This window comes from Pseudohongiella sp. O18, from assembly GCF_021729085.1.
In the GTDB taxonomy this organism is placed as follows: Bacteria; Pseudomonadota; Gammaproteobacteria; order Pseudomonadales; family Pseudohongiellaceae; genus Pseudohongiella.
Genome location: NZ_JAJSAR010000002.1, coordinates 1,084,257 through 1,107,081, shown reverse-complemented (window position 1 = coordinate 1,107,081; position 22,825 = coordinate 1,084,257). Strand labels below are relative to the sequence as shown.

The following is a 22,825-nucleotide window of genomic DNA, read 5'->3' as shown; positions in this document are numbered from 1 at the left end:
ACTGTCATATATCTGTAATAAAGTTGCGCCGTTCACTGAAATGAGGCCAGAAACCTTCTTTCAATCCGGATTAATACCGGCAATTTGGAGATAAATGTGACTACAAAACCTACCTGGATCAAACTTTCGCTAGCAACAGCAATCAGCGTCGCGGCAACCGGAACTGCCTGGGCACAGCCTGAGTTCGACCTGCGTGGACGTGCTCATTTCGATGCAGCCTTCGTCGACGCCGACCAGAATCCGGAACTGGGCAGTGGCGCTTTACTCCGTCGTGGCCGTCTGGGCGTCGATGGTGATCTCAACGATGACTGGGATTTTCAGATCGAATACGATTTTGCTGGCGGCAGCGCGACGGCCAATGACGTTCGCTTGCGCCGCTCTTTGGGCCCAGGCCGATTGATCATCGGTCAGGTGAAGGTTCCAATGGGACTGAACGAACTTGCAAGTTCCAACAATATCACTTTCATCGAGCGTTCGGCTCCCAGCAATCTGGTGGTGGATTCACGACGTCTGGGACTCAGTTACCACATGTCGCAGGGACCAGTCACCTTCCAGAGTATGGTCTACACCAAAGCCATCAACCAGAGCACTGCTGGCAACGACCCGGTAGGCGTGGCGGGGCGCGTGGTCTTCAATCCGGTTAATGACGGTGGCAATGTAATTCACCTGGGTCTGTCGGCCGCGGTCGAGGATCTGGGCACGAATGGCAGTGTTCGCCTGCGCGAGCGTCCCGAGTCTCGCCCTGCGAATGGGGTCCGGGTCATCGACACTGGCACCATCAACAATGTCAGTTCCACGGCCAAGTTTGGATTGGAACTGGCCTATCAGGCTGGTCCTTTTTCAGCCGAGGCAGAGTACCTCAACGTGAATCTGGATCGCGCCGGTGTCAGCAGCCCAAGCTTTGGTGGTTACCACGTGCAGGCCAGTTATGTGCTGACGGGTGAATCGCGCAGCTATTCGGGTGGTGTTTTTGGAGGCATCAGCCCGTCGGGCAGTAAGGGCGCATGGGAATTGGCAGCCCGCTACAGCAGTGCAGACCTGGATGACAGCGGCATTGTCGGCGGGGGGATGGACAACATCACTCTGGGGGTGAACTACTATGTTTCGTCCAACCTGCGCTTTATGGGTAACCTGATCTTCTCCGATGTCACCGATGGCCGGTTTGGCGACGAGAACGTTAATATTTTCCTGATACGCGCCGCCTACAGCTTCTGACGTAGAAGTTTCGTATCGCCGGGGCCAGGGTGCCATTGCTGATCAAGTGCAATGGCACTCTGGCCCCATTCAATTCGGCCCGGACATGCTCATATGATGCTGCATGCCCATGGCGTCGCGGGATCGGTTACGCTCCGAGCCCATAAGCTCTCCGATGGCCGGACCGCCCTGATTGTAGATGCCGCCGCGCAGCGCTGACAAAAGGTAACTCATGTCATCGGTGGCGATATCCCTATCCGTAAACTGCGCCACTTTGGCCAGAATTGCCTGCTCTCGGGTCTGCGCATCCAGCCCCGGATAGGCGATGATATCGGTGATGGCAGCATCCAGCATGTTCAGATTGTCCACGATGATCGCGGCCTCAGGTGCCAGGGTGTACAGCGTCGGCGCTATGGTCGGTACGGTGGGCATTTCCACGGGTGCGGGGAACATGCTCATGCCACTGCCCGAACCCAGTTTGTTGTTGTAGCGTGCCAGTGTCTCTCCGACCTGGCCCTCAAACTGAGGGTCCACCTGTCCACGAATCATGGCTTCCAGAGAGGCCAGGTGCAGCCATTGATTGGACCAGAGCAGGCCGCTGACGCGCGGGTAGACACGCTTCAGGCTGCCCGCATAGGCATGATCAAGATACAGGGAGGCTGGCTTGGGGCGCGCGGAAACGGTATACATGTCGTCACCCGTTAGATACGTCTCGATAACTGCCTGCGTCGCCAGTAATTTGGCGTCGATGTCCAGGTCAGGATCGGCCCAGAGCTGCCACAGCTGTTCCTCGAATTGCCGGCCCCGGGCCAGCACCATTGCAGCGTGGCGGGGTAAGTCAGCAACATTTGAATAAGCTTCGGCGGCTTCTGCGTCGCTATGATCCCCGCGGACCACCCGTGCCAGTTCGACCCGCATCCCCAGGTCCAGCTCGTCCATATCACTGTTGTGTGCATGACTGGTTTCCGGAGCCGCTGTCATGCCATGAGACATCATCTGTCCGTGATTCTGGTGGCTGGGGCCCTGGTCCTGCATTTGTTTCAGCTGCAAACGCACCTCTGCCTGCGCCTGAGCAAACCGGGGATCCCTGTCAACCTCCGCGATAGCATTCAGCGCGGCGGCATGGGTGACGGTGAAGGCGTTATAGAGGCGGGCCAGTTCGGGGCTGGCCTGACCGAGTGCGGCAGCCGGTATCAGCAGGCTCAGGATCGAGAGACTCACGAACAAGTTGACGGCGGGCCTTAAAATGTTCAGTTGTTTGCGGGTCATAGCCCAATCCCCAGTTGTTATTCAGTGACGAGGACGCGCAGATAGGCGTTGCTCCAGCAACACTGGTCCAGCGCATCGCTATCGGAGGCGCGCCAGTTGTCGAGACGGGCTCGTATCAGGTACTCACCCGGTTCTGAAAACGAGGCGGTTACCCGTGCTGGACCCACACTTTCTTTCACCGCCACGGCATGCTGCGGCGGCGCGTTGCGGCTGAGCGGCGAGGCAGGGCGCGTGTCCAGAAACGGCATCGACACATGGGCGGTAAAGCTCACTTCACCAGGCCCCTGGTGCCGGTACCACGACACGCGGGTGTCCAGTGGTTTGGCATAGCGTGGATCGTTGGGGTCGTGTTTGGATGGGTCATTGGTCCAGACCTCAAGCGTAATGGGCTGATCGACAGGAGTCTGCAGTACCTGCTCCGAGATGATGCCCTCCGGACCACTGCCGTGGGGTCCGCTCTGGCTGAAAGCGATCAGTGGCTGAACGCTTCCCTGCGGACGCGGATTCCGGTCCAGTTCGTAGGCCGTGGATCCCCGTTCGCCGGGCACCTTAAGCTCTTCGCCTTCGGAGATCAGGTGCCACCAGATCGTAATGTCCTCCATTGAGGCGGGGATGGTGACTGCAAACACACCGTGGTGTCGCCCCGGTAGAAAGTACTCTGGCTGCATGCCGCCCAGCGCTTCCGGTTCAATGCGATTGTTCTCTCCAATCGGGATCAGGACTGGCTCCCGATTGCGGTTTTGATAACCGTAGGACACCGTCACCGAGCCGTCCTCATTGGCATACCAGCCTTCCATAAAGGGAATGACAGGTGTCCCGGCGCCAGGTGCCGGTCGCAGCAGGCGATCAGTCTGTTGCGCGCCCAGGCTGGTGATCATCAAGGCATTCACCAGTAAGCACAGCGCCAATCGCAGCGCATGGGAATTCACTATTCGCATGTAACCGCCCTCCAGTCTTATTATTAGAATCCGCTCTTCAATCTGGCGGGCTCTGAACCTGCCGGCCCGGCCTGGAATCAGTTGTTCGCCGTCGCAGCCATGGCCCTTGCTTCACGGGCTTCGCGCTCGGCCAACAATCGCTGATAGGTTTCATCATCCAGATGGGAAACGGCTATCCAGGCATGCGTCATTTCATCGGCGGTTCGCTGGCCCCAGGCGACCCACTGGCGAGGATCCGGGTTGTTGGGGTTGTCGGCGGTATTGTCATACCACTGCTTGATCACCAGGACGGCGCCGGCCGGCAGCAGCGGGGCAGCATCGGGCTCGAACAGATGGCTGTGATGCCAGGTCGCGCTCCAGTCGGAAATAGAGCTGACGACCTCGGTTTCACCCGTTTGCGGATAAAAAATCTCCAGCGACGCAGCGTTCATGCGCAGGTGGCCATGAGGCTGGAAACTGTCAATCCGGACCGGATGGTCAAATGTGTGGAAGCCCTGCGTCATAATCCTGCCATGGGGCGGAATGAGCAGTTCTCCCTGATCCAGTTGATACGCTGACAGGTCCTGGATGATGTCGGCCTGGTAATCCTCGTCGTGAAGCCAGATGCCCAGCTCGACAACGTTATCCTCGATGACCCCACCGGGAGCGGTCGCACCGAGCCCGCCCGGATACAGATGGATGTCCCACTGTACCAGTTTGCCGGCTGTGGCTTTGCGGCAGACACCTTCGGGAATGATCTCGCCCCATTTGCCCATGGCGTACTCGGTCAACGGGCTGCGGGATACGTTCCCGTTTTCGTCAACTTCTGCGAAGTAGGTGTTGGCATGGTGCACCACTGACTTGGCGTCCCCGCGCGGCTTCACCTGCACGGCCTTGATGCAGCGATCCGAGGTCAGCCCGCTGTCGACAAAATGGATGTCCCACAGATCATTGCCGCTGGCCGGCACATCTGACGGGTTGGACGCCAGCACAATATCCGGCTGGCCAAACTGGTCAGCAAAATTCCATTCGGCCAGATCCGGCAGATCCGGCATGGGTGGTAGTTCGTTGAGGTTACCGGATTGGGAGCCGTTCTCTACCCAGGCGACAATGGTGTCAATTTCGTCCTGAGACAGCCGCCAGTCGCCCTGCAGGTCCTGGATGCCTATTCCATGGTCGTAGGAGTAGGGGGGCATCTTGCGACTGACCACTCTGTCCTGGATCAGAGGTGCCCACGGGCGCACCTGTTCATAGCTGGTTAACTGCATGGGCGCGATACCACCTTCGCGGTGGCAGACTACGCAGTTTTCATTGATGATGCTCGCCACATCGGCGGCATAGGTGGGTGCAGACATGGCCGTGGTGGAGCTGTGAGCGCTGGTTTCCTGGGCCATGGCATCCAGCGACAGACCGGCGACGATCAACGCCGTGAGCATCGCGGGGCCTGCGTGAGTCTTGTGTAACATGCCGGGAGTGAGTCTTGTTTTCATTCTGTTCTCCTCGATTAATGCAATGGGTCGACCTGAACACGCTCCTTTTGGGAATGGCTACAGCTTCAAAAGACTAAAATATTTACTTAAATAAACAGTACAATAATCATCAGCACAATAGAAGCCGGTATTACACCAGAATTACCAAAATATTTGTGCCCCAGACACGGCCTCACCGTATCAAGGCCGACCAGTCTCCGTACTCGCCGTTCACCGGCCCGCGCGGAATTGACGCCACCACAATTGCCGCCGCCATGGCCAGCGTGAACAGCTGAACCAACAGTGTGCCCTCAAGTACAAAGGCACATATCGCCAGAGCCATGGCCATGATTATGTTCAGCAAGCGCAGCGGACGACCGACCTCGGCCAGGGCCGATATAGAGACGGTGATCATCAGCGCACCAATAAGATGATGGGTGTCGGCCATGGCGCCCTCGGCACCCGGCAGCAGGCGGGTGAACATCAGCACCACACCCAGTGCTACACAGATCCATAAACCGGTACACCAGCGTACGCCGCCGGTAAACAGCATACGCATGACCTGCAGCGGCGGCTGTTCGAAGTGCTCCTCTTCGTACACCTGTTTATTCTCTGGCATGTCGTCCGTGTCACCGAAGATGAATGTGCGCAGCAGGGAATGTCCCTGCCGTTTGCGGCGCGCCAGGAACTGGCAGGTGGCAAGAATCTCATCCAGCGAGAAAGGAATCTGCAACAGCATCGCAGCAGCCGCCATCAGACACAGGGTGCACCAGGTGTCGAGCAGAATAGGCTGAATGATGATGAAGGTAATCGAAACCGTGCCTAGTGGTACAATCAGAATGCCGAACAGTATTGTCAGCCAGGGCATGGTTCGCCAACGACTGGATGAACCAATCAGTCCGACAAGAATCTCCAGCAGGTAAACCATTGCGCCGGCACCGGCATCGGGTACAGGCCAGGCCTCAGAAATAGAGGAGGTGATAATCTCCCCGGTACCGTTTTTACCGTCCCCATTTATGGCGCCCACAAAGAATGGATCCCATACGGTGTCGATGTGCCCGAGTTGGTAGGCTGCCATGTAGGCGGAGATAAAAAACCCGATTAGTGCCAGGATAATAATCGGCAGACGCTGCGACCAGGTCGACGGCGAATACTGCCAGCCCGGTGGAACTGTCGGGCCGGTCATCACGGCAACTGGCGACACCCCGGGGGCAGGGCGTAGCGCTACCGCAAAACCGGCAACCAGGGTGCCCACAATACAGCCGTTAAGGTAGGCAGCAGGAGATGTACTCCAGAACACGAGCGGTGCCGACATTACCCACAGACCGACGATGGCCGTAGCCCATCTGGCGACCGGCAAGCGCCAGGACATAGATAATAGCGACAGCATGATAATGGCCGCACCGGAGATCATGTCGCTGATCACCATAGCCTGGGATTCGTAGGCAAGCCGTGGCACAGAAAACAGCAGCCAGCAGCCCAGGAACACATTGATCATGCTGCCCCATAAGTTGCGGGCGTGTTCGTCCCGGTACCACTTCTCGTGTGCCTTCAGCAGTTTGTCTGGGTCATCAACCTGTTCGTCGGCGACTGCCAGCGTGTCCGGCGGTCGCATGCCGTTGCGCTGATACCAGCCAACAGGATCTTTCTCCAGATTTTTGACCATGGCTGGCAGTTTTTTGCGGATAGAGTGTTTTGGTTTCCAACCAAGCATTTCCTCAGCCTTGCTGATATCAAGCGCGTAGTGGTCAGCCGCCAGATCAATAAGAAAGGGACGCACGAACGGCTTTTCGCCGTGGTCAATGGCATCGGGTATTACCGGCTCGCTTTTTTCCTGCAACCAGGCGCCGGCTTTGGCAAGCGGCTGTGGCAGATTGACAGTGGTCCATTTGTCTTCTCCATGAATCAAATTGCCCAGTGTGTTCTGCAGCTCCGAGTAGCTCATCACCTCGGGTTCGCCGGCCAGAATAACGCAGTCATCAGGCATCTTGTTGCGGCGATCAACACAGCGTTTAAAAAGATCCAGCATGTCATCCAGATGAATGAAGGACTGGCCAGCTTCGGTATCGCCAGCATACAGATGTGATTTGGGGTGGCGCTCATAGATCCAGGCGATTTGATGCGCCAGTGTTGGTACGGCGCTGCCATCGTCATACAGACCTGCCAGGTGCAGAAATGTGCATGGGATCTTGCCACGTTGTTCGCGAATTTTTGCCTCGGTATCCGCTTTTGATTGAGGGTAAGCCCAAGCAGGCTTCAAAGGTGTGAGTTCGTTGATCGATTCACCGGGTGAGCAGGGCTGATGGACCAGCATGGTGCCAGAGTAGATGAATCTTTCGACGTCAAAATCCCGCAGCGCATTGAGCAGCCGTTCCGAGCCGCGCACATTAACTTCATCGTAAAGTTTCGATTTGTCACCGCTAAAGTCGAAGTAGGCGGCCAGGTGGATGACGGCAGCAATTTTCTTACCGTGTTTCTTGCGAAGCTGTCTAAAGGCTTCCGCCATGGACTCGTCCGACGTCAGATCAGCCTGCACATCAGCAGGCTTGTCCCGGTCCAGGCCTATCACATGATAATCAGATGAGAGTGACTTGCCGAGCGCCGTCCCGATGTTGCCGTTGGACCCGGTGATCAACACCAGTGGTTTCGACTGTCTGGCCATGGCCGCGCTCCTCCTGTCTTGCTCCTCTTCAGCTTGCTTCTGAGCTTACCGTAACACTTTCACGACGCCATTTCATGTGATGCTGCTTTTCGTACGTAGCAATTATGGACTGTATGGTGCTGAAATAAAGCCACATTGAAGTTGTCAGTAGCCAGCTCTATTGCGGTTCCAATGTTGCAAAAACATCTTTGAACTTCAGGCCATGCCTGTTGTCACATTTAGTATGGTTCTTCATTTCACCAAGCGAATTTGTTGCGGCTGCCTCTGCCAGTCATATCGCTCAGGTCGCAGCTGCCAACGCAGCACTACAGGACGGCAGCAGTGAGATCCGGGCCTACGCCAGTGAAATGTCTGAAGGCTTCGCCGAGATCAACGCTGAGTTGGGGGCCATTGCCGACGAATATGATCTGCAAATGACTGACGCCCTTGACGCCCAGCAAGTAACCGGCAGCTGAGTCAGCGATCATCACATCATCCTGTTTTTCCATGAACGAGGGTAGTCTGCTCTGGTGCTGCCGTCGTATGCCCTGATAGTCTGGGTTGAATCAACCCTCGAAGTTATGGGTAAAGCAAAACGTAAATGGAGTGCTTTCATGGAAAACATCAAACAATACCCCGACACGATCAGGCCCGATTTTTCGGCACGCGACATGCTGCCAGGCGTTGATGAGCTGATTGCCCGGCGCTGGTCGCCGCGCGCTTTTGCCAAAACTGAAATAGCCGAGGCGGATGTAAAAACGCTGTTCGAGGCGGCACGCTGGGCCCCATCGTGTTTTAACGAGCAACCCTGGCGGTTCTACGTTTCCACAGACGAAAATTTTGACGACTTCCTGGGTCTTTTGCTCGATGGCAATCAGGCATGGGCTAAAAATGCCTCACTGCTTGGTTTCGTCGTGGTAAAAAAAACGTTCAGCAGCAACGGCAAACCCAATGCTTACGCCGAGTTTGACGCAGGTGCTGCCTGGATGGCGATGACACTTCAGGCGCGCCAGATGGGGCTGTACACCCACGGCATGGGGGGCATCAAACATGATGAGGTCGAGCGCTACCTGAAACTCGATGATGATTACAAGGTTGTCTGTGGACTGGCCATTGGCGTGGCGGCTGAACCTTCAGTGTTGCCTGAGGAAGTCGCGGCGAAGGAAAAGCCCTCACCGCGCAAACCTCTGTCTGAAGTTGTGATACGCTAAGCGGCGCTTAGTCGGGGACGGGGCTAAAGCTCCGTCCCCGCCTCAATTTTACGGAGAACCTCTGACATGGCAAAAGTACTCAAAGGCGACGACAAGGATCTGGGCGGATTCTCCGTCTCGCGTGTACTGCCCCATTTTGATAAGAAAATGGTCGGCCCGTTCATCTTCTTCGACAACATCGGTCCTGCAAAATTTCCGGCAGGCAAGGGCATCAATGTGCGGCCGCACCCCCACATTGGCCTTGCCACAGTCACCTACCTGTTTGCCGGCAGCATGCTGCATCGTGACAGCCTGGGCTCGGTTCAGGAGATCTTCCCCGGTGACGTCAACTGGATGATTGCCGGCAATGGGATAGTGCATTCCGAGCGTGAAACCCACGAAGTACGTGCGACCGAGCATCCGCTGCACGGTCTGCAGCTTTGGGTGGCGCTGCCGCCGGATCATGAACGTATCGACCCGGATTTTTTGCATGTTGGCAAAAACGATCTGCCCTGCATTTACCGTCCCGGTTTGATGATGCGTCTGATTGTAGGTGCAGCCTACGGTCGCAGCTCGCCGGTGCGTACGTTCTCGCCGATGTTTTATCTGGATGTGCTGGCCGACAAGGACAGCGAGCTGGAGCACCCGGCACGTGATCAGGAGGCTGCCATCTGCATCATTTCTGGCGCTCTGGAGATTTCTGGCCAGCGTTACGAGAAGGGTGATTTCGTCCTGCTCGACAGCGATGACACGTCTTTCACAGCGCTGGAGAATTGCCGATACGTCATCATTGGCGGAAAACGCTTTGAACGCATCCCGCACATACACTGGAACTTTGTTGCCTACGAACGTGCGACCATCGACGAGGCCCGCAAGCGTTGGGACGCAGGCGAGTTCCCGTCAATCCCCGGTGATGACGAAGAGCATATCCCACTGCCATGAATACCTTACAACTGAGTAAAGGGCGCGAAGCGTCGCTGTTGCGTCATCACCCCTGGGTGTTTTCCGGTGCTGTGGCGCGTGTCACGGGCAACCCCACACCTGGCAGCACCGTGCAGGTGGTGGCGGCCGATGGCAAACCGCTGGGCTGGGCCGCGTATTCACCGGAGTCCCAGATTCGCGCACGAATGTGGGCGTTTAACGCTATTGTGGGTGACAATTTTCAGGTGGATGCAGCCAATATTGCCTCGCGTGTTCAACGCGCGCTGCAACGGCGTCAACACCTGCTGGGTGAACGCCGCACGGCGATACGCCTGATCTATGCAGAATCCGATGATCTGCCTGGCCTGATTGTTGATCGTTATGGCGACTACCTGTCCTGTCAATTCCTCAGCGTCGGCGCCGAATTCTGGCGTGACACCATCATCGCGGCACTCAATGAGCACTCGCCCAATCGTGGCATCTACGAACGTTCAGACGTGACGGTACGCAAGCATGAGGGGCTGGAGTCCCGTAAAGGACTTATCAGTGGTGAGGAGCCGGCAGAATTCATCACGATCAATGAGGCCGACCGGCTGCTGGATGTCAGCATCACCGAAGGCCACAAAACCGGTTATTACCTGGACCAGTACGACAATCGCAGCCTGGTTCAGCAGCTTTGCACACAGGCAGGGCGCCCGCTGAAAGTGCTGAACTGCTTCTCCTACACAGGTGGTTTTGGCATCGCTGCGCTCAAGGGTGGCGCAGAGCACGTCACCAACGTGGACTCATCCGGGCCAGCGTTGGAGCTGGCGGGCCGTAATCTCGAACTGAATGGATTTGACCCGGATCAGGCGGAGCTGGTGCAGGCCAATGTGTTTGATTATCTCCGCGATCTCAAGCAGCAGTCGGGCAGCCGCTACGACATGATCATTCTGGATCCGCCCAAGTTTGCCGAGACCAAACATCAGTTCAAACGGGCGTCCCGCGCCTACAAAGATATTGCGCTGCAGGCTGGTGCGCTGTTGAATCCTGGCGGCTGGCTGGTCAGCTTTTCCTGTTCCGGTGCCATCGATCCACCGCTGTTTCAGAAAATCACGGCAGATGCGCTGCTCGATGCAGGAAGACAGGGACGAATCACTCACCATCTGCATCAGTCCTCCGATCATCCGGTGGCTTTGCCATTCCCGGAGGCACTGTATCTGAAAGGTCTGGTTTGTCATGTGGACTGATGGTGAGCTGGCGGCCAGACCCAGGACGACAATGTCGTGTCACTTTACCGGCAACGGCGCTTATGCCAGGCCGCAATTCAGTTTATAATCGCGCCCCATGACCCAAGCAGATTCCTTCCAGCTAGCCGTGAATGGCCTGATCAGCGCTGGCCAGCGTATATGGCAACAGGGCTGGTGTCCTGCGACGAGCAGCAATTTTTCGCAGCGCCTGGACGACAGCAGCTGCGCAATCACCGTATCTGGTCGTGACAAGGGGCAATTGAGCGCCGATGACATCATGCGCGTGGACCTTGATGGCAGGTCCCTGGATGGCAAAAAGCCGTCGGCCGAGACCCTGCTGCACACCACGCTGTATCGTCGTGACCCTGGTATTGGAGCGGTGCTGCATACCCATTCGGTCAAGGCGACGCTGGTCTCCATGCATGCCGATGGCCCGGTAGAGTTCAAGGGGCTGGAGCTGCTGAAAGCCTTTACCGGCACGGTCACACATGAGTCCAGCCTGTCGCTGCCGGTGTTTGATAACAGCCAGGACATCGCCGCCCTTGCAAAACAGGTCGATGACCATATGAATGAGACAGGTACCGGTCACGGTTATCTAATTCGAGGCCATGGTCTTTATACCTGGGGTCCGGATTTGCCGACAACACTGCGCCACCTTGAAGCGCTGGAATTTTTACTGGATTATTACTGGCATGCCAGCCGCTGGCAGCCAGCCGAAGCACGCGAGGTCGACCGATGAGTGAACTGAGTATCTTTGCCGACAACAAGCCCGATCACGAACTGTTGCACAGCGCCGATGCCAGCGAGATCGCGCAGGAGCTGGCCAAAGTCGGCATCCGATTCGAGCAGTGGCAGGCTGGTCAGGACGTCAAGGCCGGCGACAGCAGTGAGCAGGTACTGGCAGCCTACCAGGCCGACATCGACAAACTGGTCGAAGAAGAGGGTTATCAGACAGTCGACGTGATCAGCCTGGATGCCACCGATAATCCGGACGTACAGGCAAAAGTGCCTGAGCTGCGTCAGAAGTTTTTAAGCGAACACCGTCACAGTGAGGACGAAGTGCGCTTTTTTGTCGATGGACAGGGTTTATTCAGCCTGCATCTCAACGATAAAGTGTACGAAGTGCTGTGCCAGAAAGGCGACCTGATTTCAGTGCCCGCCAACACTCCGCACTGGTTCGACATGGGGCCAAAGCCCCGTTTTGTAGCGATCCGGTTTTTTAACAACCCCGAAGGCTGGGTAGCCAACTACACCGGGAGTGCGATCGCCGAGTCGTTCTCCAGACTGGAGTCATAAAAGGACAATGAAGCCAATCGCGATCGTTACCGATATCGAAGGTACCACCAGCTCCATCCGTTTCGTCAAAGACATCCTGTTTGTATACGCCGAGCAGTTTCTGCCCGACTTCGTTCGCAAGCACAAGGAAGAGCGTGACGTGGCCCGCCAGCTGCGCGCCATGTCCGAGAGCACCGGCATCCCGCTGCGCAACACCGAGGCACTGATCGCTCAGTTGCAGGAGTGGATGCGGCAGGACAAAAAGGTGACCGAGCTCAAAGCGCTGCAGGGAATGGTCTGGGAGCAGGGCTACCAGCGTGGTGAATACCAGGCGCACCTGTACCCCGATGTCCCCGAGAAACTGCGTGAATGGCAGGAGCAGGGCATCAATCTGTATGTCTACTCATCAGGTTCCGAAAAGGCCCAGCGCCTGTTCTTCCGCTACACCACCCACGGCGACCTGCGTCTGCTGTTTGCCGGCTACTTCGATACCACCATCGGCGCCAAGCAGGAAGTCGAATCCTACCAGCACATCGCTGACTGGATAGCGCTGCCGCCCAAGGACATTCTGTTCCTCTCTGACATCGAGGCTGAGCTGGATGCGGCGGCGGAGATCGGGATTCAGACGATACGCGTGGTCCGCCCGCAGGAGGGTGATGCTGACGTGGACTCGAAGCACCGGTTGGTTCACTCGTTTGCGGAAATCACGTTCGATTGATGTAATCGCATCCGACACCGAAATTCGCAACTCTTTCAAAAGCGGGCCGGAAGGTGGGTGTCAGATCACGCCCGGATCGCATCCTTTCACCTGTCACCCGGCGGGGGGGAACTCGACCTCGCGGCAATGCCGCTCGGGACTCGGACAGTCCCGCCCGCTTTTCGGGTGACAGGCAAAAGGATAAACGCGCCCTGATTGGGCGAGATTCTGACACCCACCTCCCGGCCCTTGTGCCAGCGTCGAGCGCGAATCGTAATCTGGTATTATCAAGTTAATACAATAACTGTCATCCAATTGAAACGGGATCAGTCGATGGCTTAAAGATAGCAGCCTGAAAGATCGAGGTTATATTGATCAACAAAGCGCTTTTCCCTCTCATGTTCCTGTCGATCACCTCTGCCGTTGTTGCAGGCCAGGAAAGTCAGATCATCAACGGTGTAAGGTTTTCCGCGCCAATGAGCGCCGAAGAACAACAGAATGCCATCGAGCGAAAAATTGCCCTTGATACTGCCATGAAGGACTCACAGATTGTGGTTAAGTCCTACATCCCGCAGCTGCTTTATCCGGATAACGCTGATAAGCCACATTTGCAAGAGCAGCTAGCTTTGCCAGGGAAGCGTTTACTCATCTCTCCCCCGATGCTGTCGCGATCAGTGATGGAACAAAAGTTTTGGTTGAAGAAGTCGGCTCAACCGTTTTTGTAACTGTAGAGGCATTTGTCCCCGAGGGGTTTACCGGCGCAGATTTTGCCGCGCAAGTTACACTAGATAAGGAATCGAAGGCGCTAATCTCAGTGCTTGGTAGCAGGTAGCATTTCAATGAATGAAATCGCTACAGAGGCGACTCTGGCTAGAATTTTCTGATTTGTTGCGAATACCAAAAATCTGTTGTTCACGGTTTTTCTGAAGCCGCATTACCAGTCGATCGGGGCAGTTCATATCAGGTTTTTGTCGCTTGTCGCCAAACTGTCTTCAAGGCGTCGATTAAGCATTTTGTCGCTTCCCGAAAGGGAAGGTGTTCGACGTTGGCACAAGGGGAGGGAGGCGGGTGTTACTTGTCGCCCAATCAGGGCGCGTTTATCCTTTTACCGGACACCCGATCAGCGGGAGGACTGTCTGAGTCCTGAGCGGCGAAGCCGCGAAGTCGAGTTCCGCCCCGCCGGGTGTCCGGTGAAAGGATGCGATCCGGGCGCCAAATAACACCCACCTCCCGGACCGATCCAGAACGGAATCATCAGCGGTGGCGTTCGGCGAAGGATTCGTACTCGCGCAGGGATTGCGGATTTGCGAGAGAGTCCTGGTTTTTGACAGGTCGGCCGTGGATCGCTTCGCGGACTGCCGTCTCAGCGATCTTGCCGTTCAGCGTGCGCGGGATGTCGTGCACCTGCTCCATCAGCGCCGGCACGTGCCTGGGTGAGGCACCGTGTCGGATGATCTGGCGGATGCGGGCCTGCAGAGCTTCGTCCAGCGTGGCTTCGTCCCGCAGGCGCACAAACAGCACGATACGGATGTCACCATCCCATTCCTGACCGACCGCAACGCATTCCAGTACTTCATCCACCTGCTCCACCTGACGGTAAATCTCGACCGTGCCAATCCTCACGCCGCCCGGGTTCAGCACTGTGTCCGATCGGCCGTAGATGATCCAGCCGCCATTGGCTGTCTGTTCTGCGTAATCGCCATGAGTCCAGACATTGTCAAAACCTTCAAAGTAGGCGGCGCGGTATTTCTGCTGATCCTCTGTGTCATTCCAGAAGCCGACCGGCATGCTGGGAAAGGACTGTCGGCACACCAGTTCACCTTTTGCGCCAACAACAGGCTGGCCCGCCTCGTTATAGACGGCCACGTCCATGCCAAGACCCGCACCCTGAATCTCTCCGCGGTGCACTGGCTGCCAGGGGTTGCCCAGTACGAAGCATGAAATGATATCGGTGCCACCTGACATTGATTGCAGATGGATGCCGGGTTTGATGTCGCGCCAGACGTAGTCAAAGCCTTCTTCGCTCAGTGGCGAGCCGGTCGACATCAGTGCGCGCAGTGCGCTCAGGCGATGTGTTGTCAGTGGTTTGACACCGGCTTTCTCGGCGGCAGCCAGATACCTTGCAGAGACGCCCAGCAAGGTGATGTCGAGCTCGTCGCACAGATCAAACAGTATGTCCGGTCGCGGGTGAAACGGCGAACCATCAAACAGCACCAGCGTCGCGCCGGATGCAAGTCCTGTCACCAGCCAGTTCCACATCATCCAGCCACAGGTGGTGAAGAAAAACAGGGTGTCGTCGCGAGTCAGCTGCAGGTGCAGGTGGTGTTCCTTGCGCAGTTGCAAAAGCGTGCCGCCTGTCCCATGAACGATGCATTTAGGCACACCCGTGGTGCCCGATGAGTACATGATAAAAAGCGGATGATCAAAGTCGGCGGGGTAAAAGCTTAATGCTTCGACCTCTGTCGCCCGGCTGTTCGAGCTACTGCCTGAGCTGAATTCCACGCAGCTCTGCCAGTCGTGGACTTTGCAATTGTCTGAACCTTGGGGTTGCTCACTGGCATCGTAGAGCTCTGGCAATACGATCAAGGCTTTCAGTGAGGGCAGAGCGGTAGTCAGTCTGTCCAGGGTGTGGTGGTGACTGTGCTGCTTGCCGGCGTAAACATGGCTGTTAACAGCAAACAGTGCCACGGGCTCGATCTGCGAAAAACGATCCAGCACACCATTAACACCAAAATCCGGAGAGCATGAACTCCATATCGCGCCCAGGGAAGTGGCAGCCAGCATCGCCACCACGGTCTCTATACGATTCGCGGCAAAACCTGCAACCCGGTCACCGGCCTGCACACCCTGATCCCGAAGCCAGGCGGCGACGTGTGTCACCTGTTCTGCGAGTTGCGCGTAGCTCAGTGTCTGCCGATTGCCGCGCTCATCGGCAAATATCAGCGCTGCCTGATCATCGCGGTAGCGCAACAGATTTTCGGCGAAGTTGAGCTGAGTGCCTGGGAACCAGCGATCCTGCCAGATGTGCTCGCCACGCTCCAGCGTCACATCGCCCAGCGTGTGGGTGATGATGCCAGTGGTGGCGAGGCAGGCGCGCCAGAAGGCCTCGCGTTGAGTGATACTGTGCTGGTGCAGCGTGCTGAAGGGGACGGGCGGAGTAAACGCAGCGAGCTGCCTGTTGTGGTCGCTGTCCGGTTCCGGGCTGTGTGATGGCGTATTGTGAAGTTGTTTAAGAAGCTGCCGGAAATCGATGTCAGTGCTCATGACTATGCTTCCATTGCCTGCGCAACTTTGGAGCGGTTCTGACATTCCAGCTGCCCGCAGATCCAGTGACTGACGGCGACCAGTTGCTGGAGGTCTACACCGGTGTCCATGCCCATGCCGTGCAGCATGTAAATCACATCTTCTGTGGCTACGTTACCACTGGCACCTTTGGCGTAGGGGCAGCCACCAAGACCCGCCACTGAGGCGTCAATGGTGGTGATATCCAGTTCCAGCCCGCTGAGCAGATTTGCCAGCGCCTGGCCGTAGGTGTCGTGGAAATGCATGGCCAACTGCGCCGGGGATGCAACCGACAGGCAGGTCTTGAGAACCTGCCTGACCTGTCTGGGTGTACCGACACCAATCGTGTCGCCCAGTGAGACCTGATAACAGCCCAGTGCCAGCAGTTCTTCGATGGCCATGACCACATCAGCCTCAGGTACTTTGCCCTGGTAGGGACAACCCATGACAGTGGACACATAACCACGTACCGGAATGTTTTTGTCGCGGGCCGCTTCGCAGACCTGGGTAAAACGCTGAATGCTCTCGCGGATGCTGCAATTGATATTCTTCTGACTGAACGCCTCTGATGCAGCGGCAAACACTGCAACTTCATCAGCGCCCGCTGCCACGGCCCGCTCAAAACCCTGCATGTTAGGGGTCAGCGCAGAATAGGTCACTCCGTCCTGCCGCTTGATCAGACCAAACACGGCCTCCGAGTCAGCCATCTGCGGTATCCAGCGCGGTGATACAAAACTGCCCGCCTCAATATGCTGCAGACCGCTCTGCGCCAGTCGATCAATCAACTCGGCCTTGACGGCGGCTGGCACCATGACCGGTTCGTTCTGCAGCCCGTCGCGTGCTCCCATCTCATACAGTGTAATCATGCGTCCAGCTCCATCAGTAACTGGTCAGGCTGTACCATGTCACCCTCATTGCAGTGCAGCTCGGCAATCACGCCATCGTGAGAGGCGCGGAGCGTATGTTCCATCTTCATGGCTTCCATCACCAGCAGTGCGGAGCCGGCTTCCACTTTGTCACCCGCTTTAACCTGCAAGGCAATCACGCGGCCGGGCAGGGGTGCCTTGATGTGCCGCTGAGCCTCGCCTGCGTGGCCGGCACCGGACAGGGCCTCTGGCAAAGTGGCCGGTGAGGGGGTGCCACCAGCAAAACGCGGTGACAGATAAAGTGCATCCAGATGGTAACGGCGCGAAGCTTCTGACTGCTGCGTGCGCCAGGCGTTCAGTGCGCCCCAGTCACCGGCGTGGTGTCCCGCATGTGATGCCAGACTGGCAGTGCCTGATGCGGCATTGTTAGTTTGTGGCTGTGACATCGCGCGTGTTGCCAGTGACGCCGCAATGGCCTCATGGTGTTTCTGCAAAAACGCCGTCGTGACTTCACCACGGCGAAAGGCAGCCGTATCAACGATGGCACCCAGATAACTGGCATTATGGTCGATGCCCACAATGGTCAGTTGCGCCAGTGCTGCGGACAGACGCGCCGCTGCTTCTTCACGACAGCTGCCATGGCAAATGATTTTGCCCAACAGGCTGTCGTAATAGACGCTGATACGATCGCCGCTGCGAAAACCCGCGTCGACGCGAACCTGCTCGTCCTGCGGCCAGGCCAGGTGCGTGATGGCGCCTGTTGATGGCAGAAAATCCGGAGCGCCTGTCTCGGCATTGATGCGGGCTTCCATGGCCCAGCCCTGGCGTTTGATCTCGTCCTGCTTCACAGGCAGGGCTTCGCCACTGGCCACCCGCAGTTGCCATTCAACCAGATCCAGACCGGTGATGAACTCGGTGACCGGGTGTTCGACCTGTAGTCGGGTATTCATCTCCAGAAAGTAAAACTCGCCATCCTGATAAAGAAACTCAACCGTGCCGGCGCCGCTGTAGTTAATGGCCTTTGCCGCGTTAACCGCGGCCTCGCCCATGGCCTGACGTGTTGCTTCTGTCAGTCCTGGTGCCGGTGCTTCCTCAATCAGTTTCTGGTGGCGCCGCTGGATGGAACAGTCACGTTCATGCAGGTGAATACAGTTGCCCTGCGAGTCGGCAAAAACCTGAATTTCCACATGCCGGGCATTGGGAAGATATTTCTCCAGCAATACCTGATCATCAGAGAAAGCCGCTTTGGCTTCGCGCTTGACGCTGGCCAGTGCTTCGGCAAACTCACTGCTGGACTGAACCACACGCATGCCACGACCACCACCACCGGCACTGGCCTTGATCAGCACCGGGTAGGCAATTTCATCCGCCTGCTTCTGGAGAGTAGCAGTGCTCTGATCAGATTCATGATAGCCCGGCAGGAGTGGGACACCTGCCTCTGACATCAAGTGTTTGGCCTGCGACTTCGATCCCATGGCGGCAATCGCATCAGCCGAAGGACCCACAAAGATCAATCCGGCCTCGCTGACTTTACGCGCAAACCCGGCGTTCTCCGACAGAAAACCGTAGCCTGGGTGTATCGCCTCGGCGCCCTGCGCTTTGGCGATTTCGAGTATCAGCGCCTGATTAAGATAGGTGTCAGTGGCGCTAAATGCCTCCTTGCCGACCGAATAAAGTGGCACTGCTTTGTCGGCCAACTGCACATGCAGTGCCTGACGATCGGCCGCCGAATAAATGGCGATGGTGCGAATGTTCAGCCGGCGGGCGGTACGAATGATGCGGCATGCTATTTCGCCGCGGTTCGCAATCAGCAGGGATTTGATCATGGTCAATTCCCACCCTTGCCTGTGGGCTGTTTCTGGCTGCTTGCAATCCAGGGCGCGTCAGCCTTGTCGAAGAATGCCTGCAGACCACCCTGTGCCTCTTCAGCAGCGCGTACCCGTGCGATCAGCTCGCAGGTGTACTCAGTCACTGCCGCATCTTTGGGTACCGGCACCAGATAACGGATCAGGTTTTTGGTGTCGGCCATCGCGCCAGGTGCATTGCGCAGCAGTTGAGCTGCCAACTCGTGCGCGCGTGTCATCAGGGAAACAGCCGCCACGGTTTCGTGGATCAAATGCACCGCAGATGCTGCTTCTGTATCAAACACCTCTGCAGTCAGGAAATAACGACGCGCCAGGTGCGGCCCCATCCGACTGATTACAAAAGGACTGATCACCGCAGGTACCAGTCCGAGTTTGACCTCACTGATGCTGAAGCGGGTATTCTCGGCCGCCACTACCAGGTCCGAACAGCAGATCATGCCGGTGGCGCCGGCGAATACGTTGCCATGCACCGCAGCAATGATCGGTTTCGGGAAGTCATGCAGCGCCCGCAACATGGCCGCAAGCCGGGCCGCATCGGCCACATTCTCTGCATGGCTGTAGTTCACCATGGACTTCATGTACTTCAGGTCAGCGCCAGAACAAAAACTCTTGCCACGGCCAGCGATGATCAATACACGCGTGTCCGCATCAGCGGCCAGTCGTGTGATGGTCTGATGGATGCGCGCGATCAGTTCGGGATTAAATGCGTTATGTTTATCTGGCCGGTTCAGCCACATTTCTGTAATGCCGGGGGCAGGGCGCACAATTTCCAGAATGTCGGTGTCAGCACCCTCTGTCAGCGATACCTTGTCCGTGTTCTTCTTTGCTGTAGTCATAGTGTTTAGCCTGTTCTGATCCGCTATCCGAATGCAGCTCTGTTACATACGGAAAATGCCAAAGTCAGTTTTGTTCTGTGGCGCGTGACGCGACGCAAACAGAGAGAGTCCCAGAATCTGACGCGTGTCAGCCGGTACCACAATGCCGTCGTCCCAGATTCGGGCGCTGGCGTAGTAGGGGTGCCCCTCACGTTCGTATTTTGCCTCTATTGGCGCCTTGTAGGCCTGCTCCTCGTCCGCGGTCCAGGCCTGTCCCTTTGCCTTAAGCATGTCGCCACGCAGTTGCCCGAGCACGCCTGCTGCCTGCGCGCCGCCCATTACCGAAATTCGGGCATTGGGCCAACTCCAAAGGAAGCGCGGATCAAAGGCGCGTCCCGCCATACCGTAGTTGCCGGCCCCAAAACTTCCGCCAATCAGCGTGGTAATCTTTGGTACGCCGGCGGTGGACACCGCGTTGACCAGCTTGGCACCGTTCTTGGCGATGCCTTCATGCTCGTACTTGCGACCGACCATAAAACCGGTGATGTTCTGCAGGAACACCAGCGGAATATTGCGCTGGCAACAAAGCTGAATAAAGTGAGTACCCTTCAGGGCACTTTCAGAAAACAGAATACCGTTGTTAGCCAGAATGCCGACGGTTTGACCGAAGATTTCTGCAAAGCCACAGACCAGCGTGGCGCCGTACAGCGGTTTGAACTCATCGAAATAGGAACCATCCACGATACGCGCGATGACTTCACGCACATCATAGGGGCTGCGAACATCCGCCGACACGATGCCGTAGATTTCGTCCGGATCATAAGCGGGTGCAGCTGCTGACACATCAATGGCAGGTGAGCGGCGACCCAGCCTGGCGATACTGCGGCGCACCAGTGCCAGTGCGTGCACGTCATTATCCGCCAGGTGATCGGCAACGCCGGAAATTTCCGCGTGAACACGGCCGCCACCCAGTTCCTCAGCAGTGACTTCCTCGCCAGTGGCGGCTTTTACCAGCGGCGGACCGCCCAGAAAGATGGTGCCCTGGTCGCGTACGATGATCGATTCATCGGCCATCGCCGGTACATAGGCGCCACCCGCTGTGCAGGAGCCCATCACCGCAGCTATCTGGGCGATACCAGCAGCGGACATGCGCGACTGATTGTAAAAAATACGACCAAAATGATCCCGGTCCGGAAACACTTCTGCCTGATGCGGCAGGTTGGCACCACCGGAGTCCACCAGATAAATGCAGGGCAGGTGGTTCTCCATGGCGATCTGCTGCGCACGCAGATGTTTCTTCACCGTCAATGGATAATACGTGCCCCCTTTTACCGTAGCGTCATTGGCCACGATCATGCACGCCTGCCCCGAGACCATGCCGATACCGCTGATCATGCCGGCGCCGGGTATATTGTCTTCGTAAACCTGGTAGGCGGCCAGCTGCGACAGCTCCAGGAACGGAGAGCCGGTATCCAGCAGCGCTTCAACGCGTTCGCGTGGCAGCAACTTGCCGCGAGACACATGGCGCTCCCGTGCTTTCTCGTCGCCACCCAGAGCCAGCGTGGCTGTCAGCGCTTGCAGTTCGTCGCGCAGCGCGGTGTGGTGGGCGTGGTTGCGTTTGTACTCCTCAGATTGCGGGCTGATCTTGCTCTGCAACTTATTCACGCTGTCTGCACTCCTCTTGCCTCGATACGTAGTTCAACGCATCCGGTGCTGGAACCAATGTGGCAGTCCTCGTCAGGTTTTCCTCGCTCCTTGCCACATTGTTCCCAACACCTCGATGAACTGTGGTGCTGCATCTGTATGCAGGCTGTTTGAGGTCAAGCGGTTTCACGGAAGAGCTCCCGTCCGATCAGCATGCGTCGGATCTCCTGGGTGCCGGCGCCGATTTCGTAGAGCTTGGCGTCGCGGAGCAGGCGGCCGGTGGGGTAGTCGTTGATGTAGCCGTTGCCACCGAGGATCTGGATGGCATCGAGCGAAAGTTTAGTGGCGTATTCGGCGCTAAAAAGGATGGCGCCGGCGGCGTCTTTGCGGGTGGTTTCACCGCGGTCGCAGGCGCGTGCCACAGCGTACACATAGGCGCGCGAGGCGTTCAGCGCAGTATACATGTCGGCGACCTTGCCCTGTATGAACTGGAACTCACCGATCGCCTGACCGAACTGTTTGCGGTCATGCACGTAAGGGACGACGACATCCAGGCAGGCCTGCATGATGCCCAGCGGGCCGCCAGACAGCACCACTCGTTCGTAATCCAGGCCGCTCATCAGCACCTGCGCGCCCCGGTTTTCACCGCCCAGAATATTGGTCGCGGGTACCCGGCAGTCGGCAAACACCAGCTCGCAGGTGTTGGATCCGCGCATGCCCAGTTTGTCGAGTTTGGGGGAACGGGAGAATCCTGGCGCGTCGCGTTCGACTATAAATGCAGTGATGCCGTGCGGCCCGGCGCTGGCGTCAGTTTTGGCGTAGATGACATAGACGTTTGCATCCGGACCGTTGGTAATCCACATTTTGCTGCCATTCAGTACAAAGTGATCGCCGTCGCGTTTGGCGGACAGCTGCATGCTGACCACGTCGGATCCGGCATTGTGCTCACTCATGGCCAAAGCGCCCACGTGTTCGCCGCTGATCAGTTTCGGCAGATATTGCGCCCGTTGTTCGTCGGTGCCATTACGATAGATCTGATTGACACAAAGATTCGAGTGCGCGCCGTAGCTGAGGCCGACGCTCGCAGACGCGCGGCTGATTTCCTCCTGCACCACCACGTGCGCCAGATAACCCATATCAGCGCCGCCATATTCATCAGACACGGTGATGCCCAGCAAACCCAGGTCACCCATTTTGCGCCAGAGCTCGGCAGGGAACTGATTGCTGCGATCAATCTCGGCCGCCATAGGTGCAATCTCACGTGCCGCAAACTGCTGCACCTGTTCCTGCAGCATGCGCAGGCTTTCGTCGAAGTCGAAGCTAAGTTGGGGGTAGTGCATGGGTGCGCTCTCATTCTAATTTTAGTTCGGGCTTGTCCCGATTCTAAACCAAAACTGAATGGATTCACACAAGGCTGCTGAACGCCCAGCGGGATCGCTTCCTATTGCAGATCGGTCCGGAAGGCGGGTATTGGTCATCGCCCGGATCGCATCCTTTCGCCTGTCACCCGGCGGGGCGGAACTCGACCTCGCGCGCTACGCGGGCTCGGGA

The 22,825-nt window shown here is 57.2% G+C and carries 19 protein-coding genes; 9 read left to right on the top strand and 10 right to left on the bottom strand.

From position 1 onward, the window contains the following. Positions 1 to 96 precede the first annotated feature (96 nt). On the top strand, positions 97 to 1,215 hold the full coding sequence (locus LVD14_RS12290; protein ID WP_237134359.1) for an OprO/OprP family phosphate-selective porin: 1,119 nt from the start codon (positions 97 to 99) through the stop codon (positions 1,213 to 1,215). A 69-nt stretch (positions 1,216 to 1,284) separates the two neighbouring features. Here the strand turns inward: LVD14_RS12290 and LVD14_RS12285 are convergent, their stop codons facing one another. The 4 genes from LVD14_RS12285 to LVD14_RS12270 form a co-directional block, all read right to left on the bottom strand. Next, positions 1,285 to 2,463: a hypothetical protein gene (locus LVD14_RS12285; RefSeq protein WP_237134358.1), complete on the bottom strand. Its 1,179-nt coding sequence runs from the start codon at positions 2,461 to 2,463 to the stop codon at positions 1,285 to 1,287. Between the two features lie 17 nt (positions 2,464 to 2,480). Then, positions 2,481 to 3,401, bottom strand: a complete 921-nt coding sequence (locus LVD14_RS12280; RefSeq protein WP_237134357.1) for a hypothetical protein — start codon at positions 3,399 to 3,401, stop codon at positions 2,481 to 2,483. 77 nt (positions 3,402 to 3,478) lie between these two features. Further along, entirely contained in the window at positions 3,479 to 4,870 is a 1,392-nt protein-coding gene (locus LVD14_RS12275) for a c-type cytochrome (RefSeq protein ID WP_237134356.1), read from the bottom strand. A gap of 172 nt (positions 4,871 to 5,042) precedes the next feature. Next, positions 5,043 to 7,511 carry a vitamin K epoxide reductase family protein gene (locus LVD14_RS12270; protein WP_237134355.1) on the bottom strand — a complete coding sequence of 823 codons (2,469 nt, stop codon included), beginning with the start codon at positions 7,509 to 7,511 and terminating at the stop codon, positions 5,043 to 5,045. A 209-nt stretch (positions 7,512 to 7,720) separates the two neighbouring features. Between LVD14_RS12270 and LVD14_RS12265 the strand changes: the two genes are divergently transcribed. From LVD14_RS12265 to LVD14_RS12230, 8 genes are all read left to right on the top strand, one after another. Continuing rightward, positions 7,721 to 7,966, top strand: a complete 246-nt coding sequence (locus LVD14_RS12265; protein WP_237134354.1) for a DUF4142 domain-containing protein — start codon at positions 7,721 to 7,723, stop codon at positions 7,964 to 7,966. A 138-nt stretch (positions 7,967 to 8,104) separates the two neighbouring features. Then, entirely contained in the window at positions 8,105 to 8,701 is a 597-nt protein-coding gene (locus tag LVD14_RS12260; RefSeq protein WP_317622719.1) for a nitroreductase family protein, read from the top strand. Between the two features lie 66 nt (positions 8,702 to 8,767). Then, positions 8,768 to 9,622: a pirin family protein gene (locus LVD14_RS12255; RefSeq protein WP_237134353.1), complete on the top strand. Its 855-nt coding sequence runs from the start codon at positions 8,768 to 8,770 to the stop codon at positions 9,620 to 9,622. Further along, positions 9,619 to 10,830: a class I SAM-dependent rRNA methyltransferase gene (locus LVD14_RS12250; protein WP_237134352.1), complete on the top strand. Its 1,212-nt coding sequence runs from the start codon at positions 9,619 to 9,621 to the stop codon at positions 10,828 to 10,830. Before LVD14_RS12255 ends, LVD14_RS12250 begins: the two co-directional genes overlap by 4 nt. Before the next feature lie 97 nt (positions 10,831 to 10,927). After that, the gene (locus tag LVD14_RS12245; RefSeq protein ID WP_237134351.1) at positions 10,928 to 11,569 is read left to right on the top strand and encodes a methylthioribulose 1-phosphate dehydratase; all 642 of its coding nucleotides are present in this window, start codon (positions 10,928 to 10,930) and stop codon (positions 11,567 to 11,569) included. Further along, on the top strand, positions 11,566 to 12,126 hold the full coding sequence (locus LVD14_RS12240) for a 1,2-dihydroxy-3-keto-5-methylthiopentene dioxygenase (RefSeq protein WP_237134350.1): 561 nt from the start codon (positions 11,566 to 11,568) through the stop codon (positions 12,124 to 12,126). The genes LVD14_RS12245 and LVD14_RS12240 overlap by 4 nt, the downstream gene beginning before the upstream one ends. Positions 12,127 to 12,133: 7 nt before the next feature. Further along, complete coding sequence (mtnC, locus tag LVD14_RS12235) at positions 12,134 to 12,823, top strand: acireductone synthase (RefSeq protein WP_237134349.1); 690 nt, start codon at positions 12,134 to 12,136, stop codon at positions 12,821 to 12,823. Between the two features lie 350 nt (positions 12,824 to 13,173). Continuing rightward, entirely contained in the window at positions 13,174 to 13,527 is a 354-nt protein-coding gene (locus LVD14_RS12230; RefSeq protein WP_237134348.1) for a hypothetical protein, read from the top strand. A 529-nt stretch (positions 13,528 to 14,056) separates the two neighbouring features. On the opposite strand, the gene LVD14_RS12225 is transcribed toward LVD14_RS12230, so the two are convergent. From LVD14_RS12225 to LVD14_RS12200, 6 genes are all read right to left on the bottom strand, one after another. Continuing rightward, on the bottom strand, positions 14,057 to 16,066 hold the full coding sequence (locus LVD14_RS12225; protein WP_237134347.1) for an acetoacetate--CoA ligase: 2,010 nt from the start codon (positions 16,064 to 16,066) through the stop codon (positions 14,057 to 14,059). A gap of 2 nt (positions 16,067 to 16,068) precedes the next feature. Further along, the gene (locus tag LVD14_RS12220; protein WP_237134346.1) at positions 16,069 to 16,950 is read right to left on the bottom strand and encodes a hydroxymethylglutaryl-CoA lyase; all 882 of its coding nucleotides are present in this window, start codon (positions 16,948 to 16,950) and stop codon (positions 16,069 to 16,071) included. Next, a complete protein-coding gene (locus LVD14_RS12215; protein ID WP_237134345.1) occupies positions 16,947 to 18,776 on the bottom strand; it encodes an acetyl/propionyl/methylcrotonyl-CoA carboxylase subunit alpha in 1,830 nt (609 codons plus the stop codon). The genes LVD14_RS12220 and LVD14_RS12215 overlap by 4 nt, the downstream gene beginning before the upstream one ends. 2 nt (positions 18,777 to 18,778) lie before the next feature. Further along, positions 18,779 to 19,651, bottom strand: coding sequence for an enoyl-CoA hydratase-related protein (locus LVD14_RS12210; RefSeq protein WP_237134344.1), 873 nt, complete (start codon positions 19,649 to 19,651; stop codon positions 18,779 to 18,781). Positions 19,652 to 19,693: 42 nt separating this feature from the next. After that, a complete protein-coding gene (locus LVD14_RS12205; RefSeq protein WP_237134343.1) occupies positions 19,694 to 21,295 on the bottom strand; it encodes a carboxyl transferase domain-containing protein in 1,602 nt (533 codons plus the stop codon). 155 nt (positions 21,296 to 21,450) lie between these two features. Continuing rightward, positions 21,451 to 22,614 (bottom strand): isovaleryl-CoA dehydrogenase, encoded by a 1,164-nt coding sequence (locus LVD14_RS12200; protein ID WP_237134342.1) that lies wholly within the window; start codon positions 22,612 to 22,614, stop codon positions 21,451 to 21,453. Between the last annotated feature and the right edge of the window lie 211 nt (positions 22,615 to 22,825).

Excerpts from the sequence above, each read along its gene's own strand:
- LVD14_RS12255 (WP_237134353.1), top strand. The coding sequence starts at position 8,768 with ATGGCAAAAGTACTCAAAGGCGACGACAAGGATCTGGGCGGATTCTCC.
- LVD14_RS12225 (WP_237134347.1), bottom strand. The coding sequence starts at position 16,066 with ATGAGCACTGACATCGATTTCCGGCAGCTTCTTAAACAACTTCACAAT.
- LVD14_RS12245 (WP_237134351.1), top strand. The coding sequence starts at position 10,928 with ATGACCCAAGCAGATTCCTTCCAGCTAGCCGTGAATGGCCTGATCAGC.
- LVD14_RS12270 (WP_237134355.1), bottom strand. The coding sequence starts at position 7,511 with ATGGCCAGACAGTCGAAACCACTGGTGTTGATCACCGGGTCCAACGGC.
- LVD14_RS12275 (WP_237134356.1), bottom strand. The coding sequence starts at position 4,870 with ATGAAAACAAGACTCACTCCCGGCATGTTACACAAGACTCACGCAGGC.
- LVD14_RS12200 (WP_237134342.1), bottom strand. The coding sequence starts at position 22,614 with ATGCACTACCCCCAACTTAGCTTCGACTTCGACGAAAGCCTGCGCATG.
- LVD14_RS12285 (WP_237134358.1), bottom strand. The coding sequence starts at position 2,463 with ATGACCCGCAAACAACTGAACATTTTAAGGCCCGCCGTCAACTTGTTC.
- LVD14_RS12220 (WP_237134346.1), bottom strand. The coding sequence starts at position 16,950 with ATGATTACACTGTATGAGATGGGAGCACGCGACGGGCTGCAGAACGAA.
- mtnC (WP_237134349.1), top strand. The coding sequence starts at position 12,134 with ATGAAGCCAATCGCGATCGTTACCGATATCGAAGGTACCACCAGCTCC.
- LVD14_RS12210 (WP_237134344.1), bottom strand. The coding sequence starts at position 19,651 with ATGACTACAGCAAAGAAGAACACGGACAAGGTATCGCTGACAGAGGGT.
- LVD14_RS12280 (WP_237134357.1), bottom strand. The coding sequence starts at position 3,401 with ATGCGAATAGTGAATTCCCATGCGCTGCGATTGGCGCTGTGCTTACTG.
- LVD14_RS12240 (WP_237134350.1), top strand. The coding sequence starts at position 11,566 with ATGAGTGAACTGAGTATCTTTGCCGACAACAAGCCCGATCACGAACTG.
- LVD14_RS12260 (WP_317622719.1), top strand. The coding sequence starts at position 8,105 with ATGGAAAACATCAAACAATACCCCGACACGATCAGGCCCGATTTTTCG.
- LVD14_RS12215 (WP_237134345.1), bottom strand. The coding sequence starts at position 18,776 with ATGATCAAATCCCTGCTGATTGCGAACCGCGGCGAAATAGCATGCCGC.
- LVD14_RS12250 (WP_237134352.1), top strand. The coding sequence starts at position 9,619 with ATGAATACCTTACAACTGAGTAAAGGGCGCGAAGCGTCGCTGTTGCGT.